Origin of the sequence: Gracilinema caldarium, from assembly GCF_029265695.1 — a bacterium.
GTDB classification, from domain to species: domain Bacteria; phylum Spirochaetota; class Spirochaetia; order Treponematales; family Breznakiellaceae; genus Gracilinema; species Gracilinema caldarium_A.
The window spans coordinates 14,688-28,268 of record NZ_JAJUHW010000023.1 but is presented as its reverse complement, the minus strand read 5'-3'; the positions used below and the strand labels follow the sequence as shown (position 1 = coordinate 28,268).

Genomic DNA, 13,581 nt, shown 5'->3' with positions numbered 1-13,581 from the left:
ATCGATAGGGAATGGGTGAGCGTCAAGAGAATATTATTCTTAGCATTGACAAAGCCCCATAGGGCGTCTAAAGTTTGTTTATATAAGTATAAAAGGAGTGAAATTCATGGCGGCGAGCATCGGAATTAAGATCGCAAACGGGGAATTTTACCCTATTCTGGAAGAGGGTTCCTCGGTAAAGAAAAGACTTATATTAACCACCGTCCATGATGGGCAGGAAAGCGTTCAAATTGATCTTTATAAAAGCGAATCCAGAAGCATGTCCGATGCGGATTATATTGGAAGTCTCGTAATTGAACACATTGCCCCCAAACCTAAGGGGGAGCCTTCCATCGAAATGATTATTACTTCTAAGGATTCGGAAGAATTGGTGGCCGAAGCGGTAGATCTGGATGCGCCGAATGAGACAGAACGGCATCAACTGACCGTTTCTCTTAAGGCCCTTGATCAGGCGGATACCTACGAACTGCCGGATTTTGAACTCGAAGCCCACGAAGAGCCCCCTCCAGCGGGTCTTTATGAACGAGCCTCGGCTATTAGAGAACGGGAAGAAAATAAAAAGGCATTTCCCATAATTCCAATCCTGATAGGGTTGGGCATTGTCATCATCGTGGCCATTCTGGTATATCTGTTTGTGTTTGTTGGCCGGAATGATCAAAAGGCAAAGCCGGTGAGTACTACTGCTCCTGCAGCCACGGCTGCACCAGAACCAGAGCAAAAACCCGCACCTGAACCGGCCAAAGTCCAGGAGCAGGCAGCCCCAGCGGCTGCAGAGGAGCCAAAACCAGCGGTGGTTGTTGAGGTATCACCGTCCAAACCTGCGGCAGAACCGTTACCTGCCCGGAAAAGACCCCCAGCACCGGTGGCCTCCTATAAGGTTCCTCTGACTATTCCGAAAGAAGGGGCGCCGTACAAGATTCGCTGGGGAGACACCCTATGGGACATATCGGAGGCATTTTATCGTAATCCTTGGCTTTATCCGCGCATTGCCCGTTTTAATAAAATTCGCAATCCTGATCTTATCATTTCTGGTACTACTATCAGGATTCCACCAAAACCGTAAAACGCTCTATCGTTTCAGAGGACTGTCTTTATTTCTTAGTTTTTTCCTCTTTTTCAGCCTTACTGCCTGTAAGGCTGAAACTGTTTTGGGGCTGCAAAAGCAGGAAGTCCTGGCTCAACTGCAGCAAGGATCATTCGATATCATTAGAGCCGCAGACCCCAGCAGTCTCAAAGAACTCGCAGCATTAGGACCTGAAGCTCCTTTTTATGCGGGCCTGAAACTATTTAAGCTAGGAGACAAAGAGAGGGCCATAGCGGCATTGAGCACTGGAACCGAAAGTCTCCCCCTCTGGGCAGAACAAACAAGGTACAAAACGCTTATTCCTTTGCTCATTGAAACAAAGCAGACCGAAACAGCCCTGGATCTCATGAAAAAATTGGGAAAACAAGCCCAGTATAGGGAACAGAACTGGTATCGGTCGCTGCTTACGGAAACATATTTCGCTGGTGAGCAATATAAGGAAATTGTAAATCTTCAGAAGACCTATACCGCCGTATCCATGGATCTTCGCGAACGGGGGCTCGTCCTTTTTTCCCGACTTGCCCTTGAACCCGAGAACAAAAATATACTCACGGAGATTCAAAATTTCTTTTTTACTGGATCCATCTCCGATATCCAACGGGACTTATTTGCGAAAATTCAGCAGGCACCACATATCTATTTACCCCAAACGGTGGTGGATGCAATTAGAGGAAGGCTATACATAGCGGATCGATCATACGGCGACGCACTGTATTACTTAAAACAGGCATTAAGCAGAAATCGCTATCTTTTTGAAGCCTATCTAGAGCTCTTAAGCGATCTTGGAAAGGCATATCAATACAGCGGGGCCGCAAAAGAAGGAATCCGTCTTTTTATTGATTGGGATGCTACCATTGTATCTGGTCAAAACACTAAGGCATTGATAACAAGCGGCGATAAAAACGAAATTCGGTTTAAGCTGTTTTTTTATGCCGCCCGTATGGCACGGCAGATTAAGGCACCATCGGATGCGCTCAATTATTTTTACAAAGCCCTGCCCTTGGCACCGGATCCGCAACAGCGGGATGCCTGTATTTGGTACATTTTGGACACAAGTCTGGAAACGGAAGAAAAAGATTTTGCTGCCACACTTGAAAGCCTTATTCCCATTTGGTTTGATCCCTCATATTTTGATGATTTGCTCGATAAAATTTGCACTTCCTATACAACAAATCATAAATGGCAAGAATTATTGCGGGTATTTAAGATCATTTACCAAAAGGCAGACAGTCCAACTAAGGCACGCTATGCTTATATCCTTGCCCGGGCATTTACCGAATCTTATCTCTCACCCAGTGAAGAACTTGAATTCCTAGGATTTTCGAGTGAAAGTAAGCCCGCTGCGATCGCCGAACGCTTATATACGATTGCATTTGATACAGACAAGGCATCCTATTATTACCGAAGTTTAGCAGCTGCTTTTTTGGGAACAAAACTCCAAGTGATCCCAGGAAAAACGGATGAAAGTGATGAAAAGAACAAAATATCAACATCAGGTGATGAAAAGTCATTAATGGCCTATCTTGCCGGCTATTTCACATGGGGCTGCGCTGATATAGCCCTGCCCTACATATTGGAATATAGAGAACAGCTCAAGCCTGAAGAAATACGATGGTTAGCCGCATTATTTGGTTCCTCTGGCAGATGGGGGGAGCAGATACAGTTAATATACCGGGCCTTACTGAATCGAAAAGACTATACCTTACAAAGAGCCGATTTTGAGCTGCTCTATCCCCTGCCATTCCGGGATCTTATGGAACCTATCGCAAAGCAGCATCGCATTCCCCTTGAAATCTTTTATGGTCTCGTTCGGAGTGAAAGCGCCTTTGTACCGGACGTTACGTCTCATGCAGGTGCAAAGGGTCTAACTCAACTCATGCTGGCTACAGCCAAAGATGCTGCATGGCGTATAAAACGAGCTGGGGGACCTGATTTTGCAATTACGGATGCTAAAGACCTGGAAAACCCTGAAACAAACCTGTATATCGGTGCATGGTACCTTGCATATCTCATCGAAAGAACCGGGAGCCCCCTGCTTGCCCTTGCGTCTTACAATGGCGGCATGACAAGGGTTAGAAATTGGAAAAACAGTCAGAGTAAACTGGTAGAAGACCTCTTTTTGGAAACCATACCGATTACCGAAACAAGAGAATACAGCAGAAAAGTTTTAGGGGCAGCAGCCGTATACGGATATCTTTATTTTAATATGTCGATGGAAGCTGTTTTTGCCGATATATTCCCTGTACAACAACATCCCCTGGAGGCTCGATAAACCGTGGCACAGCCTATACATCCAAGCAAAACAGCCCTTACGCTTTCGGTTATTTTTGGGACCGCGGGGATTCTGCTTGCCCTCGCGATAACCGGGGCCCTTTTCTCAGCACCCTTTTTATTCGCCCAACTAGGACAACTTTGCCTCGATGCCTATGGGTATCTTGCCTATTGGCTACCTGTGTATCTTTTTGTAGCAGCCCTCATCTTATCTGATACCTATTACCGCCCCGATAGAATATTTGCCCTCACCGCAAGCATAGTACCCTTCTTTACTCTTACGCTGGGTTTGTATGTCTTCCATCATTATGAGGATCTGCTTTCGTTGTATCCCCTCTTAGGGCTGCTGGGAACACTCGGTATCGGTCTTTTGCTTCTTTTAGTCCTGCTCGCCGAGATATTCCTTATTCTTTTAATTACAAAAACGATTGCCCAGCGTTCTGCCAAATCGGTTCCAAAATACAAGCAGACGGTGGAAGTAAAAACACGTGAAAAAAAATCTACCACTGCTCCATTGCTGCTGATTGAGCAACCCCTTACTCACAAAAGAGATAAAGAAATATATCCTCTTCTTGAAGATCTCGAGGCTGCTACAGAACCAGTGGATCCAGTCATTTTTGAACTCCCCGAGGTAAAACCCCTTGCCAGCGCAAAAATTTTCGAGGAATTACACGAAAAAGAATTGCACAGCAAAGACCAAAAGGTTGATTTCAAGGAGGACTTACAGGCCGACTCGTCAGAGCATGAACAGCAAACAGTCGGGGAAACAGACCAGGATCTTGAACAGGCACTGACTGAAGCAGAAGCCCTGGCAGAAAAGATTGCCCGGGAAAAAGCGGCGGAACGGGCAGAGGTTTCCGCTGAGCTTGCAAAAGAGAAACCCGTGTCAACGGCCCGCAAAGCCTTTTCCATAAGCAATTACCATGTACCGGTCGAAGGCCTTTTAACAGCTTACCCGGACGGTCAATACTGGATTATTGACCAGGCAACCCGGGACGCGGCGCTTATCCTTAAGGAGACCCTGAAAGAATTTAACATTCAGGCAGAAGTGACCGGTATCCGTAAGGGGCCGGTTATTACCATGTTTGAAATACTTCCCGCACCGGGGGTAAAGCTATCCAAAATTGTAAACCTGCAGGACAACATCGCCCTGCGGCTTGCGGCAAGCTCGGTCCGTATTGTGGCCCCCATACCGGGAAAACACGCGGTCGGCATTGAGGTGCCGAACCACAAGCGGAACATAGTCTCTTTCCGGGAAATGATAGAAGGGGAACTCCACCGGGAAGGCAAAAAAATGGAGATACCGGTTATCCTGGGTAAGGACATTACCGGAGAAGCCCAAACCATTGATCTTGTACAAACTCCGCATCTCTTAATTGCGGGAGCTACCGGTTCGGGAAAATCGGTCTGCGTAAACTCAATGATCCTTTCTATCCTGTACCAGCGTTCCCCTGCCGAAGTCCGGCTAATGCTGATTGACCCCAAAATCGTAGAGCTCAAACTGTATAACGATATCCCCCATTTGCTGACACCGGTCATTACCGAACCGAAGCGGGCATTCCAGGCCCTGCAGTACTGTATCTATGAAATGGAACGCCGCTATGCCCTGCTGGATTCCATGGGGGTCAGGGACATTCGCAGCTATAACAAACGCATTAAAGAACGAAATATAGCTACCGAGCGGCTTCCTTATATTGTTGTGGTCATCGACGAGTTTGCGGACCTCATGGCTACCACCGGCAAGGAGCTTGAGTCCACGGTGGCTCGGCTTGCAGCCATGAGCCGTGCCGTGGGCATTCATCTCGTGCTGGCCACCCAGCGGCCATCCATCGATGTCATTACAGGTCTTATTAAGGCTAATATTCCAAGCCGTATTGCCTTTATGGTGGCCAGCAAAATGGACAGCCGCATCATTATCGATATGGTGGGGGCTGAAAAACTGCTTGGCAAGGGAGACATGCTTTATGCCGGCGCAGTAGACCCCTTCCCGGTCCGTATGCAGGGAGCCTTTGTGTCCGAAGAAGAGGTAGAAAAGGTTGTAGAATATGTCAAAGGCTTAGGCGAGCCGGACTATTTGGACGACGAAATTTTCTACGATGAAGAAGAGGAAGAAGCAGAGCCGTCCCTCTTTGACGAAGGAGATGATCCTCTATACGAAAAGGCTCTGGAAATCGTATACCAGCAGGGAAAAGCCAGCGCCAGCTACATTCAACGGCGGCTCAAGATTGGCTACAATCGGGCGGCCCGTATAGTAGAGCTTATGGAAGAACGGGGCATCGTGGGACCCGCTCAGGGTTCCAAACCCCGGGAACTGCTGCGGGGACAATAAAGCGAAACTATACAAGAAAGGGGTTCTTTTTTATGGAAGAAGACGAAAAGTTCAATAAGTTACCAGGCGGGATTGCCCTTGTCACCGGAGCTTCGTCCGGAATCGGTGCATCCTTTGCCCGCAGGCTCGCTGCCGCTGCGGCAGGAAAAGAAAAATACCGGGGGCTTCCCTTTTTTGATGAACTGTGGCTCGTTGCCCGCAGGGGCGACCGGCTCGCAGCCCTGGCAGAGGAGCTGCAGGCCACCTACAGCACCAAGGATGATGAAAAAACCCTCATTATCAGGACCTTTGCCCTTGACCTGGTTGCACCGAACACCCTCGCAGGCCTGGCAGACAAGGCAAAAGAACAGGGAAAACCGGTCAGCATTTTAATAAACAACGCGGGCTACGGTACCTATGGCCCCTTTGCAGTCATCGATATGGACCGGCAATTGGGCCAGATTGACCTTAACTGCCGCTCTCTTACAGAAGCCTGCAGCCGTTTTTCGCCCCTTTTAACCAAGGGCTCCCTGGTTATCAATGTGGCAAGTCTTGCTGGCTTTGCCCCCCTGGGAGGCTTTGCGGTTTATGCAGCCACAAAAGCCTATGTGCTGTCCTTTTCTATTGCCCTGGCTGTTGAATGGGAAGAGCGGGGCATCCGGGTTCATGCCCTGTGCCCCGGATCGGTGGACAGCGAGTTTGCCCAGGTGGCTTCAGAGGGGGTACGGCTCAAGGTTGCCCATGGATGGAGCGCTAACAAAACCACCGCTCATTGCCTTAAACAGGCCGGCAAAGGAAAAGCCTATAGCATCCCCCGCTTAAACTGGAAACTACAGCGCTGGGCCAGCCTCCTTGTAGGTCCCGTACAGAGCGCTCGTTTTGCCAACAAATTTCTCGTCCGGCCTTACCGGAAACCACAGCAGTAAATCTAAACTAAGCGGCGAAGACATCGGGCTCATCCCGGTGTCTCAGCGCGGGCAGTTCACAACTAATTAAGAACAGCAGGATCTTTTTCTTTTTCCCCTGTTTCTCATCAGCCTATAAAGCGAAAATGCTAATGCACCAAGTATTGCAGCTGAGACTGCAAAAATATCCAGCCACTTCATGCAAGTGCTCCTACCAAAAGCCCTATCTGATAAATGGCGAATCCTAAAAGCCATCCGAAGACGAGGAGAGACAGCACCGAAAAGGCCCACCAGGACCAGCCCAGTTCGGCCCGCATGGTGGCTTGAGCCGCAAAACAGGGGGGTATTACCAAAACAAAGAGCATAAGCACAAAGGCAACCAGCGGATTCCACGCAGGATCCTGCTGCAGAGCTGCTCGGAGACTTTCCGATTCCTCCGATTCTCCATGCCCGACTCCGTACAAGATGCCCAGAGTAGAAACAATGACTTCCTTTGCGGCAAAACCAGTGAGCATGGCTACCCCTATTTTCCAGTCAAACCCAAGGGGTTTGAACAGGGGCTCTATAAGGCGGCCGAGGCGGCCAGCAAAACTGTTGGCCAGCCTGAGTTCCGATTCCTGTATATCAATATATTCACTCACTTCTTCAGGTGTACTATTCGGGTTCTCCGCCATATAGGTTTGCCGTAAATTTTCCCGCTGGTCTTCTGGCAGGGTATAGCCAGGAAAACTAGTAATCGCCCAGATAAGGATTGATGCAGCCAGAATCACCGTGCCTGCCTTTTTAACATACTGCCAGGTCTTATCCCACACATGCCAGAGGATCCCCCGCAGTGTGGGAGACCGATAGGGCGGAAGTTCCATGACAAAGGGGGTTGGATCGCCCCGGAGTATGGTCTTGTTCAGCACAAAGGCTGCTACGAGGGAAAGCACCACACCTATGCCATAGATGGCCATTACCATGAGGGCGGGATTGTTCGGGAAAAAGGCTGCAGCCAGCAGCACATAGACCGGGAGCTTTGCCCCGCAGCTGATAAACGGGATGACCAGGATGGTTAGTATCCGGTCCCTCCGGCTTTTGAGGGTACGGGCGGCCATAATTGCGGGAACCGAACAGCCAAAACCGAGCATCATGGGGAAAATTGATTGGCCATGAAGACCGAAGGTGTGCAAAAATTTGTCAGTCGCAAAGGCTGCCCGGGACATATAGCCAATATCTTCCAGAATGGATAGAAGGAAAAACAAGATTATAATAAGGGGAACAAAGGAAAGTACCCCGCCGACTCCGGCAATTACCCCATCAATGAGCAGAGACTTAAAACCGCTCTCGCCCATTATCCCATTCAGAGTACCGGATAGCCAGGTGAAAAAACCTTCGAGCCAGGCCATAGGGTATTCGCCGAGAGTAAAGGTAAGCTGGAACATGCCCCAGAGTACCAGCACAAATATGGGGAGGGACAGCAACGGATGCATAATAACCTTATCTATCATTTCAGTTACGCTGAAATCACTCTTTTTAACAATCTTAATGCATTCCCGCACGGCTCCCCGGATGTAGCCGTATCGTTGTTCTGAAATGACTATTTCGTTATCCTTGCCATAGTGTTTTTCTAGCCAGTTGATGGAAGTCCGGGCCTCGGCGGCAATTGCCTCAGCGTTCCGATGGGCCTTAAGCCGTTCATAGGCATTAATGTCTTTTTCGAGCAATTTTAACGCAAGCCAGCGGGAAGGGAATTGGCTGGAAAATGTCTCATCTTCTCCAATAAGAGCCTGGAGGTGCTGAAGTCTACCCTCTATTTCATCGCCGTAGCGGATGCTCCGGTCCTGATGCTGCAGGGAAGATAGAACTTCATCAACCTTATCCAGCAGTTCATCCACGCCGGCCCCCCGGGGACCCACGGTTTTTACCATGGGAATCCCTAAGATCCCGGAAAGAGAAACTGAATCGACCTGTATGCCCTTGGCTTCCGCTTCATCGGTCATGTTGAGGGCCCCAATGACCGGGATGCCCAGTTCCTGAAACTGGAGACAAAGGTAGAGATGCCGCTCCAGGTTGGTGGAGTCAAGGACATCCACAATGAGATCCGGTTTTTCATCGAGCAAAAAATCACGGGCAACTACTTCATCGATTGAATAGGCGGTGAGGCTGTATATACCGGGAAGGTCTACAAAGTGGTATTCCCGGCTGCCCCGGATGCGGGAGCCTTCTTTCTTTTCTACCGTTACCCCCGGATAATTACCCACCTTGTGGTGAGCCCCCGTGAGGGCGTTAAAGAGGGTGGTCTTACCCGAATTGGGGTTCCCCGCCAGGGCGATACGTATTTTTTCCCGTGTCATTGTGGTGTCTCCTCTGAATTGTGGGGGTTATACCAGCGTCCGCGGCGGCCCCAGCCGTTGCCGCCTCCTTTTCTCCACCCTCGGCCCTTTCCGCCGAAGCGGCCAAAGGTCCCGAACAGGCGATTTGCGTCCTCCGCAGCGGACCAGTCCCCGACAGGTTCCACTTCGATGCCCGCGGCCTCGCTCCGGCGGATAAGCACATCATAGCCCCGGATGCGAACCTGGAGGGGACCGCGGAACAGGCCGCCGCGGACTACCGCACCTTCGGCCCCCTCAGTAAAGCCCATATCGGCAAGCCGTTTTCCCACTTCTTTGCCGATTAAAACCCGGATAACTTTAAAAGACGCCCCATTTGGTGCATCGGATAAGTACATAATAGCTCCTCGTTAGTATTCTTTTTGTTAGATATGGCTAACAAAAAGAATAAATAAAAACAACGGGTTGAACCGCTTGTTGTTAGTAGTGTATAACTTCTAAAATATTCAGTCAATACCGGAACCGTCTAATAAGGATTGCAACGTTCCATCCCGGTCATATATGATTTTGTATCCATCATTAATCACTTGTTTGGTTCCCTCATCCAATGGAAGCGCTATCCATCGTGAAGAACCAATTCCAAATTCCACTTCATATTCATTAAAAAAGGCCCGGATTGAAGTAATCTCACCATAATTCTCAAACTGGAACCGCTTAAGACTTCCAAATTGCTTAATCCAATCTGTGTTTTCCAGCCAAGGGCCCTTTTCTTCTGCAATAATAACAAAGTCAATATCGGAATCAGATCTTTGAGCCTGCCGTGCATATGAACCCACAAGCAGTACAGCGATAATCTGCGGGTTACCATATGCAAAGTGTCGAAGTTTTTCAGCTAAAACCGATAATTGATCACCCATGATTCAACATTATAAGCCATTCATAGCTTATTCAATACGCAGAAAGCTTATAAATTGGCTCATTTACGGAGAGTGTTGCTTAAAATCAGCCACAATTGGCAGGTGATCGCTGAGTCCCTTGCGGGTGCGGGGATTAAAGCTGTTTGGGTATCCGGCGTCGTTAACAAAGGGCGCATGATCCAGAACCGAAAAACCTGCATAGTCCCAGCCAAGATTATCAAAAAAGGGATACCCTAAAAGGATATGGTCTATCTTTTCCCAGGCGCTCTGGTAGGCGTATGAGCCCTGCCATTCGCTCTGATTCCATGGGCTATACAAGAGAGCAGGATCTTCAGTAAAAGTGGGCAGTTCCTGAACAGAATCGGTCACCATGAGGCAGGGGCGAGGGCTGAGAGCCGCTTCCGGGTATGGATCAAGCGATATACCAGCAGGCATTAGAGCGGTAAGTATGGTAGTTCCCTGCCGATCGTATTCATCAATATTTTCATTCAAATCTCCTGCCACTAGAAAAAGGGGAACCTTTCCCGACCTATCCTGCACAAGTTCCTGGATACGTCGGTTTACAAGCTGAGCGCTGGCCCTGCGAATTGCTTCAGTTTCCTTGATACTTCCCAGTTTAGATTTCCAGTGGCAGACAAAGACAATGAGTTTTTCTCCTTCTTTGCCGGGGAGTTCAATTTCCGCTTCCAGCATGGGCCGCGGGGCGGAAAATGAGGGGGTCTGTATAGAATGGCAGCGGGTTGCCGTAATAGGGAAGCGGCTTGCAAGCGCGAGCCCCAGGGGAGCGCCGGGATTTATAGCAAAAGCGCTATAGGTGTACTTAAAAGAGGCGAGAGGTCCTGCCAGAAGGTCCGCAAGGACCTGGGCGTTTTCTATTTCTATGAGGGCAAACATGTCCGGACCGGGTATGTCGCCCTGAGTCTGAACCTCGCCCCAGCGGCCCATGGCGTCGGATAAGACCTGGAGTCGGCTTTTATAGGCCACCTCATTCCAGGAAGCCTTGGCAGTAAAGTCTGCATATTCAGTGCCCGCCTCTTGGCCATCAAAAAAAGCTTGGAGGTTCCAGGACGCAAGGCGGAAATGGGTCTGTTTTTTGGGTTTTGCAAGGGGATTTTCACAGCCAGTGCAGCCAAGAAAAAAGAGGGGTAGCAGAAGGACAGCTTTATTCATCAACCTAGTCAACCGAAAGAAAAAGGACCGTACCATGGGAGACCTCCTCCCACAGTACGGCCCCAAACCAGGAGGCTGCTTTAATCGGAAAGTACGGCTCCGATAGCCGACGGTCACCTGCGTTCACTAACCATGCGGTTTGGCTCTATCAACCGACGGTCACCTGAAGGTGTACCTGTGATCCGGGAGCGGCGGCAGGTACCAGGGTACCATTTAATGGATTGCCATTTACACGGATGCTTATTTGGCCGTCGTTCTTTCGGTTTTCTACTTCGATTTGGTAATGGGCACCCCGGAAATAGCGGCGGATGACCGCCTTTTTTACATGCGAAGGCAGCCTGGGTTCCACCACGAGGCCGTCAAAAGCGGGCCTGATGCCCAGGATCCATTGGGAAAGGGCCACAAAATTCCAGGCGGCCGTGCCGGTGAGCCATGAGTTTTTAGCCTCCCCATGGCGGCGACTTCCCTTACCGGCTATCATCTGGGAATAGACATAGGGCTCCATCCGGTGAAGTTCAGAAATCTCTTCACGGTAGGCGGGGGCGATTTTTTTCCAGTATTCAAAGGCCCGGTCAGGCCGGCCCACACGGATTTCACCGATCATAACCCAGGGGTTGTTGTGACAGAAGATGCCCCCGTTTTCCTTATAACCCGGCGGATACGAAGAGACTTCGCCAAGTTCCAGGTGATATTCTTTATAAGGCGGATCGAGGATCACGATACCGTGGGGTGTGTCCAGGTGCTGAGCCACAGAGTCCAGGGCTTTAACTGGATAGCCCCGATCCTGGCCGACTAAGGCCATAGCGCCGAAACCTTGGGTTTCGATAAATATTTTGCCGTCCTCGCATTCGGCAGAACCAACCTTGCGGCTAGAGTCATCATAGGCCCGGATAAACCATTGGCCGTCCCAGCCGTGTTCCAACAGGGCCCTTTCCATGGCGCGGACCGCAGCTTCGGCATTGCGAGCCTCTTCCGCGTCTCCGAAACGTTTACAGATTTCGATATAATCCGGCGCGGCATAAAGGAACATTTGGGCGATGAGCACCGATTCAGCGGTCTTGCCGTCCTTGTTGGTGCTGGTCTGGAACGAGTCGTTCGGGTCTGTGGAAAAACAATTCAGGTTCAGGCAGTCGTTCCAGTCAGCCCGGCCAATGAGAGGAAGCCCATGGGGACCTAAGTTGTCCGTTACGTGATGGAATGAACGCTTAAGGTGCTCAAAAAGGCTTGCGGTATTTGCAGCGTTATTATCAAAGGGTACGGGAGTTTTTAAAAAATCCCAGTCACCGGTTTCTTTGAGATACCCCGCTACCCCAATCACGAGCCACAGGGGATCGTCGTTAAAGTTTCCACCGATGTCCGCGTTGCCTCGCTTGGTAAGGGGCTGGAACTGGTGGTAAGCCCCACCATCGGGAAATTGGGTAGAGGCTACATCAAAAAGCCGTTCCTGAGCCTTTTCGGGCATAAGATGGACAAAGCCAAGCATGTCCTGGCAAGTGTCACGGAATCCAATACCTCGGCCGATACCGCTTTCAAAGTAGGATGCACTGCGGGCCATGTTGTAGGTAACCACACACTGGTACTGGTTCCAGATGTTGGCCATCCGGTCCAGTTTTTCATCCCCCGTAATAACCGAGATATGAGAAAGTTTTTCATCCCAGAACCGTTCGAGCTCATCCCAGGCAGTCTTAAATGCTTCGGGTTTGGAGAACCGCTCTTGGAGTTTCCGGGCTAGTTCTTTGTTGACCACACCAGGCTGCGCCCATTTCGCGTTCTGCGGATTTTCTATATACCCCAGCATAAAAAGGGCCCGGTGCTTTTCGCCGGGCTTAAGGGTCCACTCTATACGGTGGCTTGCCACGGGGGACCATCCATCAGCAATAGAGTTCCAGCTTGCTCCCTGGACTACAGCCTGGGGACGAGAAAAGTCTCCGTCCCGGCCGACAAAGGCATCCCGGTCCGAATCAAAGCCCGCAATGTCCGCATCGGTCCAGAAAAAAGCATAGTGGTTCCGCCGTTCCCGGTATTCCGTAACATGGTAAATGGCAGAGCCCTCTACTTCTACCTGTCCGGTGGAAAGGTTACGCTGGAAATTGGTAAAATCATCCAGGGCATTCCATAAACAGAATTCTACAAAGGAGTGGATACAGACAGCCTTGTCTTCCCGGCTTATGTTTTCCAGCACCAGTTCCTGCAGCTCCGCATTTGTTCCTATAGGTACCAGGTACCGTACGGTGGCCCGCAGCCCATTTTTTTCGGCCACAATGGTGGTCCGGCCAAGGCCGTGCCTGCATTCGTAAAAATCAAGCTCTATCTTGGTAGGCTTCCATCCCGGATTCCAGGGTTCCCCTTTTAGTTTACCGAGGCTGTTTCCCGCAGCGACCTGCCGTTCCTGGATATACAAATAGCGGCCGTTCGTATCCTGGGGAACATCGTTGTACCGGTACCGGGTAAGGCGCCTCAGCCGTGCATCCCGGTAAAAGGAGTAGCCCCCGGCGGTATTGGAAATAAGGGAAAAGAAGCCCTCGGTTCCCAGATAGTTAATCCACGGGTGAGGTGTACGGGGAGTGTTGATGACATACTCCCGTTTCGCATCATCAAAGTGTCCAAAACGCAT

9 protein-coding genes are annotated in these 13,581 nt (G+C 50.0%); 4 read left to right on the top strand and 5 right to left on the bottom strand.

From position 1 onward, the window contains the following. Positions 1-106 precede the first annotated feature (106 nt). Genes Q7P68_RS08695 through Q7P68_RS08680 form a run of 4 tightly spaced genes read left to right on the top strand, consistent with a single transcriptional unit; the run spans position 107 to position 6,589 of the window. Positions 107-1,063 carry a LysM peptidoglycan-binding domain-containing protein gene (locus tag Q7P68_RS08695; protein ID WP_304224831.1) on the top strand — a complete coding sequence of 319 codons (957 nt, stop codon included), beginning with the start codon at positions 107-109 and terminating at the stop codon, positions 1,061-1,063. Continuing rightward, positions 987-3,356 carry a flagellar assembly lytic transglycosylase gene (locus Q7P68_RS08690; RefSeq protein ID WP_486187669.1) on the top strand — a complete coding sequence of 790 codons (2,370 nt, stop codon included), beginning with the start codon at positions 987-989 and terminating at the stop codon, positions 3,354-3,356. The genes Q7P68_RS08695 and Q7P68_RS08690 overlap by 77 nt, the downstream gene beginning before the upstream one ends. Before the next feature lie 3 nt (positions 3,357-3,359). After that, on the top strand, positions 3,360-5,684 hold the full coding sequence (locus tag Q7P68_RS08685; RefSeq protein ID WP_304224829.1) for a DNA translocase FtsK: 2,325 nt from the start codon (positions 3,360-3,362) through the stop codon (positions 5,682-5,684). A 32-nt stretch (positions 5,685-5,716) separates the two neighbouring features. Further along, the gene (locus Q7P68_RS08680) at positions 5,717-6,589 is read left to right on the top strand and encodes an SDR family NAD(P)-dependent oxidoreductase (protein WP_304224828.1); all 873 of its coding nucleotides are present in this window, start codon (positions 5,717-5,719) and stop codon (positions 6,587-6,589) included. Between the two features lie 176 nt (positions 6,590-6,765). Here Q7P68_RS08680 and feoB read toward each other — a convergent pair whose 3' ends face one another. The 5 genes from feoB to Q7P68_RS08655 all read right to left on the bottom strand — a co-directional run bounded on the left by feoB (position 6,766) and on the right by Q7P68_RS08655 (position 13,581). Continuing rightward, positions 6,766-8,904, bottom strand: coding sequence for a ferrous iron transport protein B (gene feoB / locus Q7P68_RS08675; RefSeq protein ID WP_304224827.1), 2,139 nt, complete (start codon positions 8,902-8,904; stop codon positions 6,766-6,768). Further along, positions 8,901-9,278, bottom strand: a complete 378-nt coding sequence (locus Q7P68_RS08670) for a FeoA family protein (protein WP_304224825.1) — start codon at positions 9,276-9,278, stop codon at positions 8,901-8,903. Before Q7P68_RS08670 ends, feoB begins: the two co-directional genes overlap by 4 nt. Before the next feature lie 108 nt (positions 9,279-9,386). Then, positions 9,387-9,797: a nucleotidyltransferase domain-containing protein gene (locus Q7P68_RS08665; protein ID WP_304224824.1), complete on the bottom strand. Its 411-nt coding sequence runs from the start codon at positions 9,795-9,797 to the stop codon at positions 9,387-9,389. Between the two features lie 63 nt (positions 9,798-9,860). Further along, entirely contained in the window at positions 9,861-10,967 is a 1,107-nt protein-coding gene (locus tag Q7P68_RS08660) for an endonuclease/exonuclease/phosphatase family protein (protein WP_304224823.1), read from the bottom strand. Positions 10,968-11,115: 148 nt separating this feature from the next. Further along, entirely contained in the window at positions 11,116-13,581 is a 2,466-nt protein-coding gene (locus Q7P68_RS08655; protein ID WP_304224822.1) for a glycoside hydrolase family 94 protein, read from the bottom strand.